This window comes from Endozoicomonas sp. ALB032 (assembly GCF_049310125.1).
GTDB lineage: Bacteria > Pseudomonadota > Gammaproteobacteria > Pseudomonadales > Endozoicomonadaceae > Endozoicomonas_A.
This window is the reverse complement of the sequence record NZ_JBLYNW010000001.1, coordinates 1280248-1303738: the sequence shown is the minus strand read 5'-3', so window position 1 is coordinate 1303738 and position 23491 is coordinate 1280248. Positions and strand designations below refer to the sequence as shown.

Genomic DNA, 23491 nt, shown 5'->3' with positions numbered 1-23491 from the left:
ATTTCGGTTGAACATAAGAAGGAGTCCCGGTCTATTTTACCTGCGTCCGGGTTTCAGGGGGAAATTCATGGACATAACCGAACTGCTGGCCTTCAGTCACAAGCAAGGCGCTTCGGATCTTCACATCTCAGCCGGCCTGCCACCCATGATTCGTATAGACGGGGATATTCGCCGGATTAACCTGCCTCCCATGGATCACAAGCACGTTCACAGCCTGATCTATGACGTCATGAACGACAAGCAGCGAAAAGACTACGAAGAGAAGCTGGAAACTGACTTTTCGTTTGAAGTCCCCGGCGTCGCCCGCTTTCGTGTCAACGCCTTTAACCAGAGCCGCGGAGCCGGTGCTGTATTTCGTACTATCCCCAGTAAAGTGCTTTCGATGGATGAACTGGGCATGGGTCAGGTGTTCAAGGATATTGCTCTGAAGCCCCGGGGGCTGGTACTGGTGACGGGCCCTACAGGTTCCGGTAAGAGTACCAGTCTGGCGGCCATGATGGATTACATCAATGACAACAAGTATGAGCATATACTAACCATCGAAGACCCCATTGAATTTGTTCACACCTCGAAAAAATGTCTGGTCAACCAGCGGGAAGTTCACAGGGATACCCACAGTTTCAGCGACGCACTGCGCTCGGCACTTCGTGAAGACCCCGATATTATCCTGGTGGGTGAGATGCGCGATCTTGAAACCATTCGTCTTGCGCTGACGGCTGCAGAAACCGGTCACCTGGTTTTCGGAACTCTGCATACCACCTCCGCAGCCAAGACGATAGACCGTGTGGTGGACGTATTCCCGGGAGCTGAAAAAGCCATGGTGCGCTCCATGCTTTCAGAATCCCTGCAGGCAGTTATCTCCCAGACCCTGCTCAAGAAAAACGGCGGCGGACGTGTGGCAGCCCACGAGATTATGATCGGTACTCCTGCTATTCGTAACCTGATTCGCGAAGACAAGATTGCCCAGATGTACTCTTCCATCCAGACCGGAGGTGCCCTGGGTATGCAGACACTTGACCAGTGTCTCCACGAGCTGGTGAGAAAAGGCTTGATTGCCAAAGATGTGGCTCAGGAAAAAGCCCGGGACCCGGAAAACTTTTAACCATGGATATCAATCGTTTACTAAAAGTGATGGCCGAAAAGAAGGCCTCTGACTTATTTATCACGGCTGGCTTTCCACCCAGTTTTAAACTCAATGGCAGGATTGTTCCTGTCACCAGGGAACCTCTGGCACCTGCCATGACCCGGGACATGGTCTACGGTGTGATGGATGAGGATCAAAAAGCCGAATTTAATCGCGAGCATGAATGCAACTTTGCAATATCAGCCTCTGGAATAGGTCGCTTTCGTGTCAGTGCTTTCTACCAGCGAAATCTGGCTGGCATGGTATTGAGAAGGATTGAGACCGAGATCCCGACACTGGATCAGCTGAAGTTGCCGAAGGTGATTAAAGACCTTTCCATGACCAGAAGAGGCCTTGTGCTTTTTGTTGGGGCGACCGGTGTTGGTAAATCGACTTCCCTTGCGGCGATGCTCGGGCATCGGAATGAACATGCCTGCGGGCACATCATCAGTATTGAAGACCCGATCGAATTTATCCATCAGCATCGCAAATCCATTGTCACCCAGCGTGAAGTAGGCATTGATACAGAGTCGTATGCCGTGGCTCTGAAAAACACCCTGCGACAGGCACCGGATGTCATCATGATTGGTGAAATAAGGACCCGTGAAACTATGGAATATGCCCTGGCATTCGCAGAGACAGGGCATCTCTGTCTGGCGACACTGCACGCAAATAATGCTAATCAGGCACTGGAAAGGATCATCCATTTCTTCCCGGCGGATCGTCATAGTCAGATATGGATGGATTTATCCCTGAACCTGAAAGGCCTGGTTGCCCAGCAGCTGGTGAGAACCCGGGATGGCAAAGATCGCCGGGCAGCCGTTGAAGTCCTTCTCAATACACCCTTGATTCAGGATACTATCCTTCACGGCAATGTTCATGAACTCAAGAGCATTATGAAGAAGTCCCGCGAGCTGGGTATGCAAACCTTTGATCAGGCGTTGTTTGAGCTTTATAACAATCGAGAAATCACCTACGAAGAAGCTCTGGCGCATGCGGATTCACCCAACGATCTGCGTCTCATGATCAAGCTGGGGCCAGAGGCTGATGGGGAGCATCTGACCAAAATGGCAGACAAGCTTAGTTTGCAGCATGAGGAGATCTATTAGAGCCCGATTGAAGCCCGGTATCAGAGCCCCTTGAGGGAGGGAGTATCGTAGTCCGGGCACTCTTTAATGTAATTCTGTTGAAGGGTTACAAAATCCTCTTTGGTGAAAATATCGGTATGGATGTCTGCTTTGGTGAGACGGTTCAGGCAGCGTTCCTGCTTTGTCGCCGTTTCACGCAACTCTCTTGGCAGCAGAATGACGTTCACCAGCTCTCTGTTGCCTTTCATATCCACCTGCTCCACTAAACTGCCTATGCAACATAGCGCACAATCTGGCAGGCCTTTCGTCATTCGCTGTGCGTAGTCTGCCTTCATCCCGTAACCAACGAGCGCACTGGGTGTTACTTTGCGCCGGATCTCAAATTTCTGAGGCGAAATAATAGACAGGTGTTCAATACTTCCGAAGCAGCGATCACCGCCTTCAACGAGCAAAGTCTGGGTCAGTGTCGTGTTATTGGGGACCTGCTTTTGCAGTGAGATACCCTCAACCAGAAAAGCATGGCTAAATGTGCCGCTGCCTCCGTAACTGACAGAATAACTCATCAACACCTGCTGGTTTTCCATCTGCCCAATCAATGTATAGCTGGAATAAGTGGGTAAACCGGTTTCACTGTTGTATTCGGGTTGATCATTTTTTTCAAAAACAGCCTGCCATGGGGTAGGCTGCTTGAAAGGGTAACTGAGGTATTTGTTCATGCAGTCATTCAGGTCGATGGTCTTCTTGCCTGACGACTGGCTGCCTGCTTCCAGATTGGCGAAAGGTTCAAAGCAGAGAGGGTGAATAATTTCCCTCTCACCGGCCTGGGATTTCAGGCACAGGGTAGCCAGAAACAGAATAAACAGAGTTGAAAGAGCGTAGCTAGAGTACCGGGTTGTTCTCATCGTTCATCCAGCCTTCCAGTATGATTTGTGCTGCCATACCATCGACGGGACTAGAGCCATAGTGCCCACTGTGGCCCAGTTTGTTTGCCCAGTCTTTGGCTTCAAAAGAGCTTAGACGCTCATCCGCTTCGAAGAAAGGCAGGTTGTAACGACCATGGAGACGTTTGCCGAACTTTCTGGCTCGCATCGACATCGGGGACTCGGTGCCGTCCATATTCAGAGGGATACCCACCACAACGGCATCCGGCTGCCATTCTTCAATCAGCGCAGCAACATCGGTCCAGTTTGGAATACCATCTTTTGCTTTGATAGAAGGTAATGCTGTCGCCGTTCGAGTCACAGCCTGACCGACAGCCACACCAATATTACGTGTACCAAAGTCAAAGCCCATCAGGGTATTCAGTTTTTTTTCAGTCATGTTTTCTTTAACGTTGCCAGAGTGAGCCTTTTGCTGAGGGGGGCTATGAGTGGCCAACCTGATCAGAGAGCAGTCGAAGATCGACGCCCAATGAGTTGGCGGCAGCATCCAGACGTCGCTGGAAAGGCGTTTCGAAAATAATCTGTTGATTGGCCTTGCAGGTGAGCCAGGCATTATCAGACAACTCTTTTTCAAGTTGACCGCCACCCCAGCCGGCATAGCCCAGGGCCACCAGTGAAGCATCAGGGCCTTCATCCCGGGCCATGGCGAACAGAATGTCTCTGGAAGTGGTTAGCGCAAGCCCATGACTGATTTCAAGACTGGAATCCCATCGATCGCTGCCAGAGTGGAGAACAAAACCCCTTTCAATCGCCACCGGGCCGCCGGCATAAATGGTGTCGGGACTGAGGAAGCATTCGTCAGCATCGCTGATGCCTACCTGACTGAACACTTCACCCAGCGTCAGATCGGTCGGGCGATTAACGATGATTCCCAATGCGCCAGAGGGATTGTGTTCACAAACCAGAGTCAGAGTACCCGCAAAAGAAGTATCTGCCATGCGAGGCATAGCAATCAGGAAGTGGTTTTTGAGGCTTTGAAAGGTTTCACTGCTCATGGTGGGAGTATCAGGGCAAACGGTCCCGATGGCAAATAAAGTGCTCAATGAATATTCGCTCAAAAACGTTACTGGCTAAATAGTCTGTCACCTTTTTCAAAGCGCCAGGTACGAATGATCTCGACAATGTCGTAATCCCGTAAATCGTCAGTGAAGGGTGCGTAGGGAGAAGCTAACCTGACAATTCGGAGAGCCGCATCATCTAAAACGCTGTAACCCGAAGATTTTAAGATTTCGACACTGGACAGAGTGCCATCACGATTGATTGCCACCATCAGACGGAGCTCGCCGTACAGTTGTTGTTGGCGGGCTTTGGCAGGGTAGTTCAGGTTACCGATACGTTCGACCTTCTGTTTCCAGGCATTTTTGTAAGCGGCACCGGGCTCAAGCATGGTGGAGGCTGAGTACAGTCTTTTCACATTAGGGCGCCTGGCGTAGGCCTGGCGCTGGTCACTGAGTTGAGCTTCGAGGCTGGCAATCTCCTGACGCAGATCGATCTGTTTGCTGGGCTCAGCCTTTTTGGGTTGTTCATCTGTGGGCTGGTCAATAACGTCAGTGTCCTGAACTTTTTTTTCACTCTCAGCCCGAGTAACGACCTGAGATGTTTTCTTTGCTTGCGTTTCAGGTGCAGCAGCTTCCTGTGGCTGAAGCTCAACCTCGTTGATTTTGTTGTCCTGTATGTCGGCTTTTCGGTCGGTAGTGGGTGTGGCTTTTTTTTCAAGTGTGCCACTGCCCTGCTGATTCAGCTGGGCCAGGAAGTCGGCATCTTCCGGCTTTTTCTGGCTCTTGTAGGTCGCAAGGGTGACTTCAAGCGTTTTCGGAGGTGGAGCTTTGTCTTCAAGTCCAAAAGACAGACCGAGCACAATCACGGCATGAATAGCGGCTGCCATAAAAACGGTAAAGCCTAGGCGGTCGGCAGAAGAAACGGTCGTCATTGACGGAGTGGGCCTCTTGGGTAGTGCATCCTGAATCTTATAGTTGATCTCCCTGGGGCCTGGAAGGTTATCACAATACCTCACCAGCTACATAAGCATTGTCATCAATGAGCATAGGGTACGCAAGTACTGCTTGCGGGGTTTGGGGACATATTTCCAATGGCTATAGGTGTCAGGCCTACTTACTTGCCGTATGGTAACGAAAATTGTGTATTATTGAGGTCTGAGAAAGTTCGGTACACCCATCATTATGAAATTTACATTTAAAAATCTGGGGTATGTGGATCAGGGATCAATAGAGTTGGGAGATATGACTCTGATCTGTGGTCCAAATAATGTCGGCAAAACCTGGCTCAACTACGCTATGTATGGCTTGTTGAAAGATTACCCTTTTATAGCCTCGTTTAATCTTGAACCTGAGATTTTTAAGAATTTGAAGGAGCACGGAACTGCAAAGCTCTCGTTGACAGACTATGCGGGAAAGCTCGATCAGATTCTCAAGAACATGTCTGATCGTTTTAGCCACAATCTTGGGAAGTACTTCAACACGGATTCCGACCTGATGTCGAAAGCCAGGGTGGGTCTGAAGCTTGAAAACTATACGCTGGATTTGAGTGAAAATATCCATCGAGTAGTGAGATTGGGTAGAAAGGATGTGCTACTTGTCTCTAAAGAGGCAGGGGATAATACTCTTATTGTCACGCTTCAGGATACTGATTCAGATCTACCTGAGCCTGCCATTATTGATATTGTAGAGCGGGAGCTGGCCAGGACGCTTCTTGGTGCTTGCATATTGACACCTTTTGTACTGACTTCTGAAAGGACTGGTATTTCTCTTTTCTATAAAGAGCTGGATCTTAGTAAGAATATTCTGGTTGAGCATTTGTCCGATAGCAGCAAAAAGGGGATTAACCCATTCAAGTTGTTGAATAGTATGCGTTCCAGATACGCAGAACCTATTAAGGATAATATCGATATTATTCGTGATACTGATAATATTGCAAAGAAAAAAAGTTTTCTTAAAGAAGATAAAGCAGGTGAATACAAGCCTGTTTTTGATGCGTTAAGAGAGATTATTGGTGGCGGTTTTAAAACTGTAAATGACCAGGTCCTTTATCAACCTGTTAAAGAGCAAAACAGGGATAAAACTGCTCTACCCATCTATCTGGCTTCTTCTTCGATTAAGTCACTGTTTTTGTTGGATCTGTATATCAATTCTATAGCTGAAAAAAACAGTGTTCTGATTATTGACGAGCCAGAGTTAAATCTTCACCCAGATAAGCAAAGGCAAATGGCCAAGTTACTGACCAGGTTAGTTAATGCTGGTATTAAAGTTGTTATGACTACTCACAGCGATTTTCTGGTGCGTGAAATAAATAACAGAATCATGCTTAATGTTGATTTCAAAGGGCGATCCCACCTCATGAAAGAACATAAGATGGTCAAAGAAGATATATTACGGCCAGAACAGGTTAAGGCGTACACAGTACACTCTGATCATAAAGTTCATCAGTTGGAGGTCACTGAAGAGGGTATTGATACCGATGTTTTTGATCAAAAAATAGAGGATGCCAATGCATTGCAAGATGACATTTATTATCAGATGTATTGAATTCAGGGGCTTGGTTTTATGAGATCTGAATTTCTTGCTTTGCTTGCACCAGAGGTTATATTGCCCATAGTGGAAAGGTCAGGCATGCTTACAGTTACTGTTACTTGTTTAAAACCCTATCATGGTTATACTTGGGTAAAATATTAGGGGGAAAGTACCATGTCACTTATAGCTGTCAGGAAGTCCGGTGGAGCAAGTATCGTCAGTATACCCAAAGCCGTACTGAAAACCTTGGGGATAAAAGTAGGGTCAAGGCTGAATCTGTCCATTGAGGACAACAAGATTGTCTTGTCCCCCGTCGAAGAAGAGTTAACTCTTGAAGCTCTGCTTGAAGGAAGTCCGGCTGAACGTCTGGTCATAACAGACGAGGACAAAGAGTGGCTGGACATGCTGCCTGCTGGTAAGGAAATTTGATGTACATACCGGATCGGGGCGATATTATACTCATCAATTTTGAACCCAGTATTGGCAAGGAAATCATGAAAACCCGCCCTGGTTTTGTGCTTTCCCGGAGACTTCTTAACCAACATACGGGCCTCGCTATCATCGCTCCTATTACCAGTACCATTCGAGGCGTCAAACTGGAAGTGCTGTTAACCAAAACAATGACGACCCACGGGTCTATTCTGGTTCACCAGATGAAATCCATGGACTTTGAGTGCCGGGCTGCTCGTTTTGTAGAGAAATCGCCGGAATCAATCATCGATCAAGTAGACAAGATAGCCAAGTTAATTATCTCCTGAAAATTTATTAATCACTATCGATTGTTAGTCTTGCCAACAGAGTTGTCATTATAGTCAGGATGACTTTTCTATATCTTTTTAAAACATATTTATTGCTTATCCAAAGTGATAGGTATCTTGATTAACTTCCACGGAGGTAATTGATATGAATACTCAAGGATATTCAGCTGCCACTTATATTCATAGATTGGATAATATGATGATCGACCGAACACTCATTGATGGAATTAGTGGGTTCGAAGGTGGTGAGAAAAAAGCAATATTTTACTCGGAGCAAGCAAATAGAAATTACCATGTTTCTGTCCGCCCCAGTAATCATACATATAGATTTGTTGATGTCGATGTCACCGCTGAAACAGGCAGGAAAAATATTTTTAGCCGTATTATTGGTGCAGTTTTTGACGCATTTAAAAGGTTTGATGAAAATAAGATGAAAGTTTTTGGAACTCGTGCGCACCAGATGAAGAGTAAACTTGAAAATGATATTCTGAATAAGGCTATAGATACTGCTATTGGTCGAACTAAAGATATTTGTAATAAACCTTACGACGATAAAAAGATTATCGAAGATGGATTTAAAGCCGCAACTCAGTTTAATAAAAAATTTGGTATTATAGAGGTTGAAAATGAAACTCGTTTTACCCTGGCAAAATCTCTTTTTAAAAAATATGGTGATGATTCTTTGCTTCATGAATTGTATCTGGAAATTAAAAGCCATGTCTTGTGGTTTGAAGAAAACCTTATGCGCCTTTTAGGCAACGAAGCCTGGTTGTATTACAATAAAATGGAATCCAGGCTTTTGGAAATCGAAAAAATATTGAATCAAAGAATTATTGTTAGGATCAAATAGATTGGACTGATTTAACTCGTTCCCACGCTCTGCGGGGTGTCGCAAAACTCTCTCCGGCGTGGGAACGCGTTGACTCCCGTCATTGCCGACTTCATTCTCGTCATTGTCGGCTTCATTCTCGTCATTGCCGGCTTCATTCTCGTCATTCCCGGCTTCATTCTCGTCATTCCCGGCTTCATTCTCGTCATTGCCGGCTTCATTCTCGTCATTCCCGGCTTCATTCTCGTCATTCCCGCGAAGGCGGGAATCCACACTGACTCTCCACCAGAACCATACTGCCCGGTGTCCCCCTGGCCTTGTCATCCCCGAGAAGGCAGAGATCCACCGTTGGCGCTGGATTCCCGCCTTCGCGGGAATGACGACTTCAGAGCGTGAGAACGAGCTTTTGAAGTTTTGCGACACCCTCTCTGCGTGGGAATGCATACCCTTAGATCATTACACTTCCACACTAGAGCATGAGAACGAGAAACCTTCTTCCCGGTGAATTTTACCCGTTGCAACCTTTGGTTTTTGACAGAAATATGCACTTATCCTGTTATTGGTCTACTTTGCGTGAACAGAAATAAAAAGTGTATGGACAAAATGTTGAAAAAAATACTTCCTGCGGTGCTTCTTTTGCTGCTCCCGATGTCCGTCGTTTGCGGGGCCGAGGAGCTGGTAAGACATTTTGTTGTCGAGCTTGCAGAGGATCAGGATACAGACCGTTTTTTTTCTATTAAGCCTAACCTGAATTCATTGTCGGGCAGCTCATCAGGTATTGATGACACAAACGGCCTCACAGACTCGGGTTTACTGGCTGATTTCACACCCGGTGGGCTTAACGGTTACGGGTTAGCAGACACCTTTACCGAGTCAATTTCATGGCAATTGTTTTACGCCACTCAACTGCTGGTCGCCTGCGGACTGGCTCTGACCAACCATGAAGCCCCCCTGGGCTCCAAACCTGATTCGTGGCTACCTGAAGAAGCACTTATCACCGTCGGCTGGCTTTTGAAAAGCTTTTGGGACCCTGATTCATTGTTGTTCAAGCCAACAGATCAACCGGAGGCAATTTCTATTTCGACACAGAGAGATCATCCGTTTGAGATCACCACCATGGTGCTGCCCGGGCAGTGTGAACAAAAAAATGACCCGGCAAACCAGCCATCAGCATCATCCAGTCAGCAGGCCTCAGGAACAACTAACCAACCTGGAGCTTCTTTCATCAGCCCTCTGGATTTCGGCTCTGGCGACGGTAACGGAGACCCTGAACAACAACGCCAACATACTTACGGTTTAGATTGTTACGCTGGTTCCTGTCATGGTGTTTGTCAGTTACGACCGCCATCCGATGGCAGTGAGCTGGCTGAATCAGGCGATGATGAGTGCCCTATATGCCTTCAAAAGTTCAGTGATTTGTATGTTGTTCCTTGTTGTTCGAAGAAAATTGACAAACACTGTTTGCGAAGGATATTTCAGACCACTCGGCGATCATTAATAAAAGCCTGCCCATTTTGCAGAGCAGACATGAGTTCTACAGCACAATTAGTGGATTTTGCAGAAAGCGAAGAGGTACAGCAGGACTTACCAGGTTCTTATAACGAGCCCCAGCCCCCTTTTACCATTTCCACACAGGCGGCTTATTTCGCTGCCACATCAATAGCAGGGGGGCACCTGACCTGTGGCTTGGCCACAATCAACGAAGATGGCATGGTGCGGCCATGCAGGGCGGTCTTCATGAATGCCTCAGCCCTGTTGGCTCACGCAAGACTAGATCACACCCAAGTGCGAACCTGCCCCGAGTGCCAGATGACCCTGCCAAGTGCTCAAGCTCTGAGGGAGCACAGGAGAAGAGATCACACCGAAGAGCAAACCTGCCCTGAGTGCCAGAAGATCCTGCTAAACGCTCAAGCCCTGAGGGAGCACAGGAGAAGAGATCACACCGGAGAGCAAACCTGCCCTGAGTGCCAGAAGATCCTGCCAGACCTTCAAGCCCTGTTGGCCCACAAAAGAAGAAAACACAGCAGGTAACCATTGGTCAGAGAGGGCGGCCAGATGCGGCCATACGAATATTTACCTGTTGCAACCTTTGCTTTTTGACAGAAATATGCACTTATTCTGTTGCTGGTCTACTTTGCGCGTACAGAAATAAAAAGTGTAGGGACGTAATGGTGAAAAAAACACTTCCTAAGGTGCTTCTTTTGCTGCTCCCGTTGTCCGTCGTTTGCGGGGCCGAGGAGTTGACAAGACGTTTTGTTGTCGAGCTTGCACAGGATCAGGTTACAGACCAGGTCTTTTCTATAAAGCCCAACCTGAATACGTTATTGGACAGCTCGTTAGACATTGACGACACAAACAGCTACACAGACCCGAGTTTACTGGCTGATGCCACATCAGGTGAACTTAACGGTTACGGGTTAGCAACAACCTGTATTGAGACGATTTCCTGGCAGTTGCTATACGCCACTCAACTGCTGGTTGCCTACGGACTGGCTCTGATCACCCATGAAGCCCCACCGGGCTCCAAACCTGATTCGCGGCTACCTGAAGAAGCACTCATCACCGTCGGCATGCTTTTAAAAAGCTATTGGAACCCTGAATCATTACTGTTCAACCCGGCAGATGAACCGGAGGCGGCATCTATTTCGACACAAGAGGATTATCCGTTTGCAATCACGACTATGGTACTTCCCGGAAAGAGTCAAAAAGAAAATGGCCAACAAAGCCAGGCGTCAGCATCCTCCGGTCAGCAGGCCTCAGGAAAAATCACCCGCCTTAGACGCTTTTTCGCCAAGCGCCTGTCTCGACGTCGCGACGGTAAAGAAGACCCTGAACAACCCCAACATACTTATGGTTTAGATTGTTACGTCGATTCCTGTAATGGCGTTTGTCGATTCCGGCCACCACCCTCTGGCGGAGAGATGGCGCAAGCCGTTGAGAATTGTCCCGTATGCCTGGACAAGCTTACTGATGTGATTGCAACTCCCTGTTGTTCGCAGAAAATTGACAAACACTGTTTACAAAAGGTAATTCTGAGCACTTCACAATGTTCCTGCCCACTTTGCAGAGGGAACCTGTCTTCATTAGCGCAATTACCGGATTTCAGATCATGCTCAGAGGTACAAAGGGACTACAACGAGCTCACGACTGTCAGCTCCTCACAAACGGACTCTTCCGTTAACACTACCCAGCATAATAGGCACAATTTGGGGCCTGCCTGTTTCGTCGATTCCTGTAATGGCGGAATTTGTCGACGCCTGCCACCATACCATCGGAGAAGGGTGGCTGAAGAAGTAGCTCGTCCCATTGCCCCAGCGATCTTTTTCGTTGGCACTACGCAGCATAATTTGCATACTTTGGGTTCTAACTGTCCCGTCTATCCCTGTTATGGCATTTGTCGACTCCTGCCACCATACCGTTTTGAAACAGAAGGTCGGGCCAGTTCCTCACAGAGGGCCTCTTTCGCTGCCATAACAAGAACATGCGGGCGACTAATCTGTCGTGTGACCAGAATCGACGAAGATGGCCAGCGGCAGTTATGCGGGCGGCTCTTCAGGAATGTCGTGGTCCTGGTGGCTCATAGAGAAGATCACGCTGGAGAGCGAACCTGCTCTGAGTGCGAGAAGCTAAGCGGGAGAACTCTTTGGGATCATGTAAGAAGAGATCACAGCAGGTAACGAGTGGTGGGAGAGGGTGGCCAGCCGTGGGAACGGGGTTTGCGACCCTCTCGTTTAATCACTGGACCAGCTTTTCCTCAATCTTGTCCATCAACCTGTCACCAATGCTAATACCAAACTGGTCGTCCAGCTGTCGTATACAGGTGGGTGAAGTGACATTGATTTCGGTCAGATATTCTCCGATAACATCCAACCCCACGAACAGCAGACCTTTCTCTTTCAATACTGGCGCCACCTGCTCTGCGATCCAGTAATCTTTTTCGGTCAGCTTCTGGCCCACACCACTGCCGCCCGCGGCAAGGTTGCCACGCAGTTCACCTTCAGCCGGGATACGTGCCAGAGCGTAAGGTACGGGTTCGCCGTCGATCAATAGAATGCGTTTGTCGCCTGCCTTGATCTCGGGAATGTATTTTTGGATCATGGACTGTTGTTGCCCATGTTGGGTCAGGGTTTCAACAATCACACTGAAGTTCTGATCATTCGGGTGAGTTCTGAAAATAGACGACCCTCCCATACCATCCAGCGGTTTGAGAACCACATCGCCGTGTTTTTCGGCAAAAGCTTTCAGGTGTCGTGCACTGCGGGCCACCATGACCGGGGGTGTACACTGGGGGAACAGGGTGGCAAACATTTTTTCGTTGCAGTCACGAATACTCTGGGGTTTGTTGACCACCAGTGTGCCAGCGGCCTCAGCCTGTTCAAGCAGATAGGTGCTGTAAATAAACTCCATGTCAAAAGGAGGATCTTTACGCATCAGAATCACGTTCAGAGTGCTCAACGGCTGCTCTTCCCGATCTCCCAGAGAATAAAAGTCATCCGGATTGTAGCGGGCCTGCAAGGAGCGCATACTGCCATAGGCGACACCCTCTGACTGATACAGGTCTTCCTGCTGCATATAGAACAGCTCCCAGCCTTTTTTTTGTGCTGCGACCAGCATCGCCAGAGTACTGTCCTTTTTGTATTCGATGGACTCAATAGGGTCCATCACGACGCCGAGTTTTATAGTCATTGCAAGTCCGGGGCGATCAAAAACCGCAGTGTATCCTTAATTGAGTCCTTCATCTATTTTGCAGGTGCGGTCAGGCTCCCAGAGCCTCTCCCATCCTGATCTTCGATCCGGCTTCGAAGGATTCAAGCCAGTCAACCTGATCTTTGCCAAAGAGCACAATGGCAGTAGAGCCCATCTTGAATCGGCCCATCTCATCACCCCGTTTCAAGGAGACCTGTTCTGCCGAGTCTTCGCCGTACTCAAAGGTACGAACTTTTTTTCTGATGGGGGTCACCAGTCCGGCCCAGACGGTTTCAATACTGGCAACAATCATGGCACCGACCATGATAACAGCCATCGGTCCGCGCTCAGTATCAAAAATAGCCACGACACGTTCATTTCGGGCAAACAGGTTTGGAATGTTTTCAACAGTGCCCTGATTCACCGAAAACAAACGACCCGGAACGTGGATCATTTTTCGCAGAGTGCCACCGAAAGGTGAATGAACACGGTGGTAATCACGGGGAGAAAGGTAGATCGTGGCGAACTTTCCACCCATGAATTCCTGGCCCAGATCACTGTCCCCGCCCAGCAGTTCAATCAGGCTATAGTCGTGCCCTTTGGCCTGGAAAATCCTGCCATTTTCGATGTCGCCGAGCTGGCTGACTTCGCCGTCAGCGGGGCTGACGATCAGACTTTCGTCTTCAGGCAGGGGACGCAACCCCGGTTTCAGGGAACGGGTGAAGAAATCGTTAAAGTGAAGGTATTCTTCAGGGGTTTCGCGATCAGCCTCGCTCATATCAACATCATATTGTTTGATGATGCGGCGGATCAGCGCATTCTTGAACCTGGGGCAGGTGCTCTCAACAAAGCAGTATACCGCCCGTGAAATAAGGTGGTGCGGCAGAAAATATTGGATAAAGGCAAAAAATTGTTCTTTCACAGTCAGGACTCATCCTGTTTTTAAGAGCATTGGATTGTAATGGTGAGAGCAGGGGCTCACAAGTAGACGCTGAGTAGACAGAAACGGCACTGCTTAAGATTAAACAGTGCCATTATTCCTCAGGTTTCGACGGGGGTATCGGGCAGATTGCCCCACTCTGACCAGGAGCCATCGTAAGCTTTGATAGACAGGCCCAGAGACTTGCCCACCAGATAGGTAAAGCCCGAGCGATGATGGCTCTGACAATGGGTAATGACGTTTTTGTCCCGGGTAATGCCCAGCTGTTCAAGAATATCGGCGATGTCGTTGCGAATTCTGAGGTTACGGTCATGATCCATGGCCAGTGTCCATTCAAGGTTTACGGCACCCGGAATGTGCCCCCCTTTTTGTGAGAAGCGTTTTTCACCGCGATATTCATCAACTGATCGGGCATCCCAGATCACAGTGTTTGAGTCTTCCAGTGAATTCATGATGAGCTCTTTGTTGGCAATCACAGAGTCATCAATCTTCAGATCAACTTGTGTCGGTTCAGGGCGGTTAATGGTGCTTTCGGTGGGATGACCTTCTTTCAGCCAGACGTGTGCACCACCGTTCAGGTAGCTGTATTTCTTGTGTCCGATCACATCCAGCGTCCAGATGAAACGGCCTGCCCAGCCACCGCCTTCGTCATCATAAACAACAATGTGTTTGTTTTTGCTGTAGCCAATGTTGGAGAGCATCTGGTTCAGCTGTTTAACGGCAGGAAGTTTGCCCGCTGCCGGTTTTTCACCGGAAACCATGCTCTGTGGAGCAATGCTAAGGGCACCGGGAATATGGGAGTGGTTGTACAGTTGCGGGTTGCAAAGGTCTACTATCAGCAGGTCTTCGTGCCCCAGCAGAGGTTCCAGCTGATCAGCTTCAAGGATCAGTGGCAGATCGTCTATTGAGTTCATTGTACTTCTTCATTCATGGCTGATGAGAAAAAGGCGATAGCCTATGCTAACACGGACCCGTCAGAGGTCCAGAGAGTCGACAATCTGTTTATAGCTGAACATTCGTTCTTCCAGAATTTCGCCATCTTCCAGAGCCTGCTTCAAGGCACAACCCGGTTCCTTCTCATGTTGACAGTCTCGGAATCGGCAATGACCAAGGTAGGGTCTGAATTCCCTGAAACCTTCAAGAACCGACTGGGCATCAATATGCCAGAGGCCAAATTCCCGAATGCCGGGTGAGTCAATCAACATGCCACCTGCGGGGAAATGGAAGAGCTTTGCGGCAGTGGTGGTATGCATGCCTTTGCCGGTGGCTTCGGAAAGGTCACCGACACGGATATCAACACCGGGTAAGAGTGCATTAACCAGGGAGGACTTTCCCACACCACTCTGTCCAACAAAGACACTGACATGCTCATCAAGCAGAGCCTTGAGAGGCACCAGTCCATCTTCTGAGCGGGTAGAAGCCCGCAGGACCTGATAACCAATGTCTTCATAAACCGCCAGCATATCGTCCATCAGTTCCATGCCTTCTTCATCCAGCAGGTCGATTTTGTTCAGCAAAAGAACCGGTTCAATGCCAACCGTCTCGGCAGCAACCAGATAGCGGTCAATCAGATTGGTATGAGGAATGGGCACAGGCGCTATGACCAGCACGATATAGTCAATATTGGCGGCAACGGGTTTGATTCGACCATGGTTGTCAGGCCGGGTGAGCAGGCTGGTGCGATCTTCGAGGGCGACCACCACCCCGGTTTCGTCTTTCAGGGACGGACGCCATACCACCTGGTCTCCGGTGACCAGGGGTGGGAGGTTAGTCCGCAGGTGGCATCGACGAACAGCACCGGTTTGGCCCCATGGCTCGATATCCAGGGTTGCACCATAGTGGGCGATGATCAGACCTTGTTGTTCAGGTCCCAGGTTATCGTCCTGTATTTTTTGCTCAATAAGCTGTTCTCGCTTCCTGGCGCGGGCAATGCGTTCCTGCTGGACTTTCTCTATGCGCCATTTCTGTTTGCGCGTTAGTTTGCGCTTACTCATGGTTTACTCAAGGTTTTACCTGGTCTGCTGGATAGATTCTGGCTTTTCATGGCAATGGCCAGAAATAGCCTTTGTCTCGCTGATGCCCACATCTTTAAGTGGATAGACAGAAGGTGTCAATCGATACTGAGCTACAGAGCGGTCAGAAGGAAGCGAGTGTAGGTTTCACGGAGAGATTATGATCGGTTAGACTAAATAAGTCAGCCATGGCTTTCTTCATTTGCCGATATTTTTTGTGAAAATGTTACAGAATCGGTTTCAGGGCTATTTCAAACCTTTGAATTCAAGCCGTATTCATTGTTGGGCTGGCACATCTTTCTAAAGGAAATCGGGTGCTTGATGGCTAAAGCAGATAATCTTGTCTGGATCGACCTGGAAATGACGGGACTTGATCCCGAACACGACCAAATTCTGGAAATTGCGACCATTGTTACAGATGATCAGCTGAATTTTATTGCTGAAGGCCCCGTGATAGCGGTGCATCAAAGTGATGCAGTCCTTGCGAATATGAATGAGTGGTGTATCAAAACCCACGGTGAAACGGGGTTGACCCAAAGAGTCCGTGAAAGCCAGATCAGTCTGACTGAGGCCGAGCAAATGACTCTGGCCTTTCTCAGACAGTACTCCAAGGTCGGTGCATCACCCATGTGCGGGAACAGCATTGGTCAGGATCGCCGCTTTCTGAACTGCTACATGAAAGAACTTCATGAGTTTTTCCATTACCGTAATATTGATGTCAGTACGTTAAAAGAGCTGGCAAGAAGGTGGCAGCCTGAGCTGCTTGATCAATTTAGCAAAAAAGGCACTCATCTGGCGCTGGAAGATATTCGTGAATCCATAGAAGAACTCCGTTTCTACCGCCAACACTTTATTCAATCCTGATCAGTTAATCAGAACAGTGGCTCTTAACAGTGGCTCTCAAAAAGAGCGGCTGTTCTTTTTCGTTATTGCAGCAAAGACCTGATAGCTTGAGTCAGGCATATTGGTTAAGCTGCCCACCTCGCCAAGTCTTCAGCCCGGTTCTGCTGAATGACGCCAACCGGGAATGTTTCATGAGTTTTGACTCGCTGGGGTTATCAGCTCCCATCCTCCAAGCTGTCACAGAGCAAGGTTATGATGCCCCTTCGCCTATTCAGTCTCAGGCTATCCCTGCCGTACTTGAAGGCCATGACGTCATGGCAGCGGCCCAGACAGGTACCGGTAAAACGGCAGGCTTTACGTTGCCCATACTGGAGAAGCTGGCAAAAGGACCTCGTGTCCAGGCCAATCAGGTGCGGGCGTTAATTCTGACGCCGACCCGTGAGCTGGCCGCTCAGGTAGCTGAAAGTGTGGAAACCTATAGTCGCCACCTTCCTCTTCGCTCAACCGTGGTATTTGGGGGCGTCAAGATCAATCCCCAGATGATGAAATTGAGAAGAGGCGTGGATGTGTTGGTGGCAACGCCAGGCAGGCTACTGGACCTGTTCAACCAGAATGCTGTGAAGTTCAAACAGCTGGAGGTGCTGGTGTTGGACGAAGCCGACCGTATGCTGGACATGGGCTTTATTCGTGACATTCGCAAGATTCTGGCAATCCTTCCCAAAAGCAGGCAGAGCTTACTGTTTTCAGCGACTTTCTCCGATGAGATCCGAAATCTGGCAAAAGGTCTGGTGCGTTCGCCGGTAGAGATTTCGGTCACACCGGGAAATGCCGCCGCTAAAACCGTAGATCAGTGTGTTTACCCTGTGGACAAAAACAAGAAAGCCGCACTGCTGACTCAGTTGATCACAGAGAATGACTGGCGTCAGGTGCTGGTATTTACCCGAACAAAACACGGTGCCAACCGGCTGACACGGCATCTTGAGGGCAAGGGGGTCCAGGCCGCAGCTATTCACGGCAACAAAAGCCAGAATGTCCGGACAAAAGCACTGGCTGAGTTCAAAAGCGGTGAAATTCGGGTTCTGGTAGCCACTGATATTGCTGCACGTGGGCTGGATATTGATCAGTTGCCGCAGGTTGTTAACTTTGATCTTCCCAACGTTGCCGAAGACTATGTTCATCGGATCGGCAGAACAGGCAGGGCCGGTGCGACCGGACAGGCAGTGTCTCTGGTGTGTGCTGACGAATTCAAACAACTGGTGGCAATTGAGAGGTTAACCCGTCAGCTGATTGATCGACAGGAAATTCCGGGGTTCAAGCCTGTGAATGCACTGCCAGAATCCAGACTGGATACCCGCCCTCCCAGGCGCAAAAAACCCAAAAAGCCAAAAAAACCCAGAGTAGAGCATCAGGATGGGCAGCGCTCGGGGGAGGTTTCCAGGGGCCATAAACCCAATACATCTGTCAGACGTAAGCAAAGGGACACCAAAGAGGCACCCGGAAAGCCAAGGTGAAGAACACCAGGTTCCAGGGCCGTTTAAATCTTTGGTGAATCCCTTCAAACAGGTGACTGGGAAATATGCTGGTGACGTATCAGCCACTGTCCGGAATGATTTTCCAGAAAAATAGTGACCCTGATATGAGCACCTTCGGAACCTTTCACGGGTAGCATCATGCAGAGACAGGCTGCTTCGCCATAGTGATAGACAACCGGTTCTGCTTTAAATTCTGCTGAGAAGGATTCACCGGCATTAAAGTAGTCTGTCAACCGTTGTCTCAATGCTTCCCGTTCATTCAAATTGACATGCAGTCCGAAGCTGTGGGGCTCGTCGTCTGTGACAAACAGCGACATGATGCCACGGACGTCTTTAGTCTGAATGTAATGGTCGTATTGTTTGACAATATGAAGAAAGGGCGTGAGTGAATCACCCGATAACTTGACAGACATGATCAATAACCTCGGGAATCTGCGTCTCAGTAGCTCCTAAGGGTAGTCCATGCACAGATTTAATCTTGAGCATTTGGGTTGTGTTGTTTAAGTGCCCATTGCACATGTTCTTTTACCAGTTCCGAGGGGTAGTTCTGGCGCTGATGAAGTGCTGACATGACTTTATCCGTTGTGGGGGCGTTGCCTAAACCTACTGCCAGATTCCGTAACCAGCATTCAAAGCCCGCACGTCGGATCGGTGAGCCTGCGGTGCGCTCCAGAAATTCTTCTTCTGTCCACAGAAAAAGATCCGCCAGATCACTGTTATCCAGATGGTGACGAGGCTGAAAGTCAGTTTCCTGTGTGCGTCTGGCAAATCGATTCCAGGGGCAGGTAAGCTGACAGTCATCACAGCCAAAAATTCGGTTACCCATTTTGCTGCGAAGCTCTTCGGGTATGGGGCCACTGTTTTCAATAGTCAGATAGGAAATGCACTTTCTGGCATCCACTTTGTAGGGCTCGACAATCGCCTGGGTAGGGCAAACATCCATGCAGGTGGTGCAGCGACCGCAATGGTTCTTCTCATAAGGTTCGTCCGTGGGCAGAGGTAAATTAGTAAAGAGTTCTCCCAGGAAAAAGAAAGAACCTGCCTTACGGTTGATAATCAGTGAGTGTTTGCCCATCCAGCCCAGACCCGCCTGCTGGGCGAGAGGTCTTTCCATCACGGGAGCACTGTCAACAAATGCCCTATAACCGTGGTTCGGGGCCACTGCTTCTATTTTCTTTCCGAGTTGGGTTAAGCGTTTGCGAATCAGCTTGTGGTAATCACGTCCCAGGGCATAACGGGAAACATAGGCTTTTTCCGGTTCATTAAGAATCTTGATGGTTTCGGTTTCTGCGGGCAGATAATCCATTCTGGCGGAGATAACCCGGATGACACCTTCATGAAGCTTTTCAGGATGGCACCTGAGCTCCTTGTGTCGCTCCATGTACGCCAGATCACCGTGGAGTCCCTGATCCAGCCACTGCTGAAACTGTTTTTTGTCCCGCTCCGGGATTCGGGCTTCTGTAATACCCACATGCTGGAAGCCTAAATGTCTGGCCCAAAGACGAATATCGTCAGCCAGCTTTTGATAATCAGGGCTTTCAGAAGAGTCGTTGGAGATAGACACGTTGATCAGTTGCTGCCAGGAAAAAATCTGAGATTGTAGACGAGCATTCTAACACACCCCTTGTCGAGAATAATGGTAAACCCGCAAAAGCGTAATCCTGAGCTACTTCTTAGACGGAATCGAAGCTGTTTAGCTGTCGATATTAAGGTAATCTATCAAGGTAGGAGTGAGTGCTTATGTACGATAGCGATCGAGTTGGCATCTTTGACCGGCTTTATACTGCAGAACAAGTTCGCCGGCTTGATGATGTAGCAATCAATGATTTTCAGATCAATGGCTTTGAGCTGATGAGCCGGGCTGCCCGTGCGGCTTTTCGCTCTCTGATGAACCATTGGCCAGACCTTCTTCTTGGCAATCGGCTTCAGGTCTTCTGCGGTGGCGGGAATAATGGTGGCGATGGTTATCTGGTGGCCATGCTGGCGGCTAAGCGGGGGATTTCGGTTTCAGTGAATTTCCTCTCTTCTCCGGAAAAACTGTCAGGAGATGCCCTGTCAGCCTATAAAGCCTGTATCGCAGAGGGTGTTGATGTTGAACCTTATACATCCCAGACGCTACTGTCCGGTGACGTATTCGTCGATGCCCTGCTGGGAACGGGGCTGGGAAGAGACGTTGAGGGTCGCTATCGAGACGTTGTCATTCGCATCAATGAATCGGGTCGACCTGTTCTTGCTGTTGATATTCCATCCGGTCTTTGTGCTGACAAAGGCATCGCTATGGGCGTTGCCATAAAGGCAGATGTAACGGTGACATTCATAGGTATGAAGCTGGGGTTGCTTTCAGGCAGGGGAAAAGAGCTGTCCGGGCAGGTTGAGTTTGCTGATCTGGGTGTGCCGGGGGAGGTTTATGAAGCCGTGCCGAATGAAGCTCTGAGGTTGTCAGAAAACAGACTGAGTCGCTGGCTTCAGCCCAGAGCCAGAGATTTACATAAAGGCGACAATGGACATGTTATGGTGGTGGCCGGGAACCATGGTATGCCCGGTGCTGCCATTATGTCGGCAGAAGCTGCATTATATTGTGGTGCTGGTCGGGTCACAGTGGCTACCCGTCAGGAACATCTTTTGGCTCTGGCATCCCGGCGTCCCGAGTTGATGGCCTCAGCCGTTTCGGGTGCAGAAGATCTTCGCGTGCTCCTGGAAGGGAAAAATCTGCTGGTTGTGGGACCCGGTCTGGGAAAAGATTCATGGGCCCGCGAGCTCCTTGCTGAAGTGCTGAAAGCTGAGTGTCCTGCGGTAATCGATGCCGATGGTCTCAATATCATTTCGGAAGATCCGGCGTTGCTTAAACGTCGAAAGTACCCGATGATTCTCACACCCCATTCCGGCGAAGCGGCGAGACTGCTGGAAACTCAAACTTCAACCATTAATGGCGACCGGGTTAAAGCTGCAAAAGAACTCTTTAACCGTTTCGGTGCAGTGGTCGTGTTAAAGGGGGCCGGCACGCTTGTATACGACGGAAAAATCCTGAATCTGTGCCCGGATGGTAATCCGGGTATGGCTGTGGCGGGTATGGGGGATGTACTCAGCGGTGTGATTGCCGCACTGGCAGCTCAGGGCTTAGAGACCCATAATGCAGCAGCTTTGGGGGTCTGGCTGCATGCGACAGGTGCAGACCATCTGGCGGGGCTGCAAGGCGAACGAGGGATGCTGGCACTGGAAACTCTCCCTCACATAAGAAGTCAGCTGAATAAAATTGCAAAACAGCCTTGAGCTATTGAGACAGCCTTGAGCTATGGACACAACAAATAATGAACGGGTGCCCATACCCGTTCCCGTAAAGATAATAGTGAGTGTATGGAAGGCAGGATTGAGCTGCTGATTGATAATGAGCAGGAAATGGTTCAGCTTGGCAACAAGCTGGCTGAAGTAAGCAGTGGTCATGCCGTCATTTATCTGGTCGGAAACCTGGGAGCCGGAAAAACCACTTTATGCCGGGGTATTCTGCATAGCCTTGGTCATCAGGGGGCGGTGAAAAGCCCGACTTATACCCTGGTGGAGCCCTACTCAGTTGACGGTCAGCAGGTCTATCATTTTGACCTTTATCGACTGGCTGATCCTGAAGAGCTTGAGTTCATCGGGGGGCGGGATTATTTTGAAGAAGACTGTCTGTGTCTGATCGAGTGGCCCTGCAAAGGTGAGGGAGCTCTGCCGGATGCCGATCTGGAAGTACAACTGGATTACAACCTGCCTGGACGCAAGGCTCTCATCAAAGCGGGAACCGAACGTGGGCTGGGTATGTTGAGAAAACTGCAGGGACGGCAGGAGGGAGAATGTCGTCGAGGATAAGGAAGTTCTTTTTTGCTGCTCTGTTGCTATTGCCTCTGCCATTGTTTGCAGCCCAGGTTGACGATGTCCGTGTCTGGCGATCGCCTGATAAGACCCGTCTGGTATTTGATGTCTCCAGTGAAGTCGCTCACTCGCAATTTTTTCTGGACAACCCCCGAAGACTGGTGGTGGATATTCGTGGCACCCGGAAGCCCAAAAGTTCAGTCAATCCCCGTCTCGGCTCGACTCCTATCAGCAAGATTCGTTATGGGGTTCGAAACAAGAAAGATTTGCGGATTGTTCTGGATCTGAGAAATAAGGTCACCAGTAAAAGCTTCCTGCTTAAACCCAATGCCACATACGGCTATCGTCTGGTGGTCGATCTCTTTGATGATCGGACAAAAGCAGCAGATCCGGTAAAAGAGCCCATTAAAACATCTTCCAAAAGAGATATTGTTGTGGCGATTGATGCCGGCCACGGTGGCGAAGATCCGGGCGCACTGGCCTATGGAGGAGGGCATGAAAAGGTCGTCACGCTGAACATTTCCAAAGACCTCGCCGCTCTGTTGAACAAAGAACCCGGCTTCAAGCCTGTTCTGGTAAGAACCGGAGACTACTATATCCCCCTGCGTGAACGTGCCGCTATTGCTCGTAAAGCAGGAGCTGATCTGTTCATTTCCATCCATGCTGACGCTTTTACAGATCCTCGAGCGAATGGTGCCTCGGTGTATGCCCTGTCCAGGGGGGGAGCAACATCAGAGACTGCCCGCTGGCTGGCTCACAGAGCAAACTCGTCAGATCTGATTGGCGGTGAAGGGGGCATATCCCTGAGTGACAAAGACGATATTCTGGCGGGTGTTTTGTTGGATTTGTCCATGACCTCAACACTGTCTTCGAGTCTGGAAGTCGGTGACAAGGTGCTGAAGAATATCGGTACGATCAACAGGCTGCATAAAGAACAGGTGGAGCAAGCTGCTTTTGCTGTTCTGAAGTCTCCCGACATTCCCTCTATTCTGGTGGAAACAGGCTTTATCTCCAATCCCAAAGAAGGGCGTAAACTGAAAACCCGAAGCCATCAACGTGCTATGGCCCGACAGATATTCAAAGGCGTGAAAGGCTACTTTGTGAAGAAGCCTCCGCCCGGTACGCTGATCTCCGGGCTCAAGGCTGAGGGTAAAATAGATACTCGTCCAGACCAGTATGTGATCCAGGCCGGTGATACCCTGTCAGAGATTGCCAGTCGCTTTGATATCAGTCTGAGCTCTTTGAAAACGGCCAATAATATCAGCCGGTCAGACAGGATCAGAACCGGACAGATGTTGGTGATTCCCAACTAAAAGACACCTGAAGATACCGTCAGTAATGCTGACAGGCTGGTCAGTCTGTT

At 49.2% G+C, this 23491-nt stretch carries 24 protein-coding genes; 14 read left to right on the top strand and 10 right to left on the bottom strand.

From position 1 onward, the window contains the following. The first annotated feature begins 67 nt into the window (after positions 1-67). Both ACO6VG_RS04190 and ACO6VG_RS04185 read left to right on the top strand, forming a co-directional pair. The gene (locus ACO6VG_RS04190) at positions 68-1102 is read left to right on the top strand and encodes a type IV pilus twitching motility protein PilT (RefSeq protein WP_422135728.1); all 1035 of its coding nucleotides are present in this window, start codon (positions 68-70) and stop codon (positions 1100-1102) included. Between the two features lie 2 nt (positions 1103-1104). After that, a complete protein-coding gene (locus ACO6VG_RS04185) occupies positions 1105-2232 on the top strand; it encodes a PilT/PilU family type 4a pilus ATPase (RefSeq protein WP_422135727.1) in 1128 nt (375 codons plus the stop codon). Positions 2233-2252: 20 nt separating this feature from the next. On the opposite strand, the gene ACO6VG_RS04180 is transcribed toward ACO6VG_RS04185, so the two are convergent. Genes ACO6VG_RS04180 through ACO6VG_RS04165 form a run of 4 tightly spaced genes read right to left on the bottom strand, consistent with a single transcriptional unit; the run spans position 2253 to position 5082 of the window. Continuing rightward, positions 2253-3113 (bottom strand): hypothetical protein, encoded by an 861-nt coding sequence (locus ACO6VG_RS04180; RefSeq protein WP_422139179.1) that lies wholly within the window; start codon positions 3111-3113, stop codon positions 2253-2255. Continuing rightward, the gene (gene ruvX, locus ACO6VG_RS04175) at positions 3091-3531 is read right to left on the bottom strand and encodes a Holliday junction resolvase RuvX (protein WP_422135725.1); all 441 of its coding nucleotides are present in this window, start codon (positions 3529-3531) and stop codon (positions 3091-3093) included. Before ruvX ends, ACO6VG_RS04180 begins: the two co-directional genes overlap by 23 nt. 43 nt (positions 3532-3574) lie before the next feature. Next, complete coding sequence (locus ACO6VG_RS04170) at positions 3575-4195, bottom strand: YqgE/AlgH family protein (protein ID WP_422135724.1); 621 nt, start codon at positions 4193-4195, stop codon at positions 3575-3577. A 20-nt stretch (positions 4196-4215) separates the two neighbouring features. Then, entirely contained in the window at positions 4216-5082 is an 867-nt protein-coding gene (locus tag ACO6VG_RS04165; RefSeq protein WP_422135723.1) for an energy transducer TonB, read from the bottom strand. 250 nt (positions 5083-5332) lie between these two features. On the opposite strand from ACO6VG_RS04165, the gene ACO6VG_RS04160 reads away from it, so the two are divergent. The 7 genes from ACO6VG_RS04160 (at position 5333) to ACO6VG_RS04130 (ending at position 11943) form a co-directional block, all read left to right on the top strand. Beyond that, positions 5333-6694 (top strand): AAA family ATPase, encoded by a 1362-nt coding sequence (locus ACO6VG_RS04160; protein ID WP_422472853.1) that lies wholly within the window; start codon positions 5333-5335, stop codon positions 6692-6694. 159 nt (positions 6695-6853) lie between these two features. Further along, entirely contained in the window at positions 6854-7108 is a 255-nt protein-coding gene (locus tag ACO6VG_RS04155) for an AbrB/MazE/SpoVT family DNA-binding domain-containing protein (RefSeq protein WP_422135722.1), read from the top strand. Continuing rightward, positions 7108-7437: a type II toxin-antitoxin system PemK/MazF family toxin gene (locus tag ACO6VG_RS04150; RefSeq protein WP_422135721.1), complete on the top strand. Its 330-nt coding sequence runs from the start codon at positions 7108-7110 to the stop codon at positions 7435-7437. The genes ACO6VG_RS04155 and ACO6VG_RS04150 overlap by 1 nt, the downstream gene beginning before the upstream one ends. Before the next feature lie 145 nt (positions 7438-7582). Beyond that, complete coding sequence (locus ACO6VG_RS04145) at positions 7583-8287, top strand: hypothetical protein (RefSeq protein WP_422472852.1); 705 nt, start codon at positions 7583-7585, stop codon at positions 8285-8287. 69 nt (positions 8288-8356) lie between these two features. Continuing rightward, complete coding sequence (locus ACO6VG_RS04140) at positions 8357-8662, top strand: hypothetical protein (protein WP_422472850.1); 306 nt, start codon at positions 8357-8359, stop codon at positions 8660-8662. A 207-nt stretch (positions 8663-8869) separates the two neighbouring features. Continuing rightward, the gene (locus ACO6VG_RS04135; protein ID WP_422472848.1) at positions 8870-10297 is read left to right on the top strand and encodes a C2H2-type zinc finger protein; all 1428 of its coding nucleotides are present in this window, start codon (positions 8870-8872) and stop codon (positions 10295-10297) included. Between the two features lie 140 nt (positions 10298-10437). Beyond that, the gene (locus ACO6VG_RS04130) at positions 10438-11943 is read left to right on the top strand and encodes a hypothetical protein (protein WP_422472846.1); all 1506 of its coding nucleotides are present in this window, start codon (positions 10438-10440) and stop codon (positions 11941-11943) included. A 58-nt stretch (positions 11944-12001) separates the two neighbouring features. Here ACO6VG_RS04130 and gshB read toward each other — a convergent pair whose 3' ends face one another. From gshB to rsgA, 4 genes are all read right to left on the bottom strand, one after another. Beyond that, positions 12002-12952, bottom strand: coding sequence for a glutathione synthase (gene gshB / locus ACO6VG_RS04125; RefSeq protein WP_422139172.1), 951 nt, complete (start codon positions 12950-12952; stop codon positions 12002-12004). Positions 12953-13022: 70 nt separating this feature from the next. Beyond that, the gene (gene asd / locus ACO6VG_RS04120; protein ID WP_422135716.1) at positions 13023-13874 is read right to left on the bottom strand and encodes an archaetidylserine decarboxylase; all 852 of its coding nucleotides are present in this window, start codon (positions 13872-13874) and stop codon (positions 13023-13025) included. A 119-nt stretch (positions 13875-13993) separates the two neighbouring features. Beyond that, a complete protein-coding gene (locus tag ACO6VG_RS04115) occupies positions 13994-14806 on the bottom strand; it encodes a sulfurtransferase (protein WP_422135715.1) in 813 nt (270 codons plus the stop codon). Positions 14807-14866: 60 nt separating this feature from the next. Then, positions 14867-15886 (bottom strand): small ribosomal subunit biogenesis GTPase RsgA, encoded by a 1020-nt coding sequence (rsgA, locus tag ACO6VG_RS04110; RefSeq protein ID WP_422135714.1) that lies wholly within the window; start codon positions 15884-15886, stop codon positions 14867-14869. Positions 15887-16225: 339 nt separating this feature from the next. On the opposite strand from rsgA, the gene orn reads away from it, so the two are divergent. Beyond that, positions 16226-16768: an oligoribonuclease gene (gene orn / locus ACO6VG_RS04105; RefSeq protein WP_422135713.1), complete on the top strand. Its 543-nt coding sequence runs from the start codon at positions 16226-16228 to the stop codon at positions 16766-16768. Positions 16769-16938: 170 nt separating this feature from the next. Beyond that, a complete protein-coding gene (locus ACO6VG_RS04100) occupies positions 16939-18258 on the top strand; it encodes a DEAD/DEAH box helicase (protein WP_422135712.1) in 1320 nt (439 codons plus the stop codon). Positions 18259-18302: 44 nt separating this feature from the next. Here the strand turns inward: ACO6VG_RS04100 and ACO6VG_RS04095 are convergent, their stop codons facing one another. Beyond that, positions 18303-18692, bottom strand: coding sequence for a nuclear transport factor 2 family protein (locus tag ACO6VG_RS04095; protein WP_422472844.1), 390 nt, complete (start codon positions 18690-18692; stop codon positions 18303-18305). A gap of 59 nt (positions 18693-18751) precedes the next feature. Further along, positions 18752-19843, bottom strand: a complete 1092-nt coding sequence (gene queG / locus ACO6VG_RS04090) for a tRNA epoxyqueuosine(34) reductase QueG (protein WP_422472842.1) — start codon at positions 19841-19843, stop codon at positions 18752-18754. Positions 19844-20019: 176 nt separating this feature from the next. Between queG and ACO6VG_RS04085 the strand changes: the two genes are divergently transcribed. From ACO6VG_RS04085 to ACO6VG_RS04075, 3 genes are all read left to right on the top strand, one after another. Next, a complete protein-coding gene (locus ACO6VG_RS04085) occupies positions 20020-21549 on the top strand; it encodes an NAD(P)H-hydrate dehydratase (protein ID WP_422472840.1) in 1530 nt (509 codons plus the stop codon). An 84-nt stretch (positions 21550-21633) separates the two neighbouring features. After that, entirely contained in the window at positions 21634-22125 is a 492-nt protein-coding gene (gene tsaE, locus ACO6VG_RS04080; RefSeq protein WP_422135708.1) for a tRNA (adenosine(37)-N6)-threonylcarbamoyltransferase complex ATPase subunit type 1 TsaE, read from the top strand. After that, positions 22110-23441 (top strand): N-acetylmuramoyl-L-alanine amidase, encoded by a 1332-nt coding sequence (locus ACO6VG_RS04075; RefSeq protein WP_422472838.1) that lies wholly within the window; start codon positions 22110-22112, stop codon positions 23439-23441. Before tsaE ends, ACO6VG_RS04075 begins: the two co-directional genes overlap by 16 nt. Positions 23442-23491: the final 50 nt, after the last annotated feature.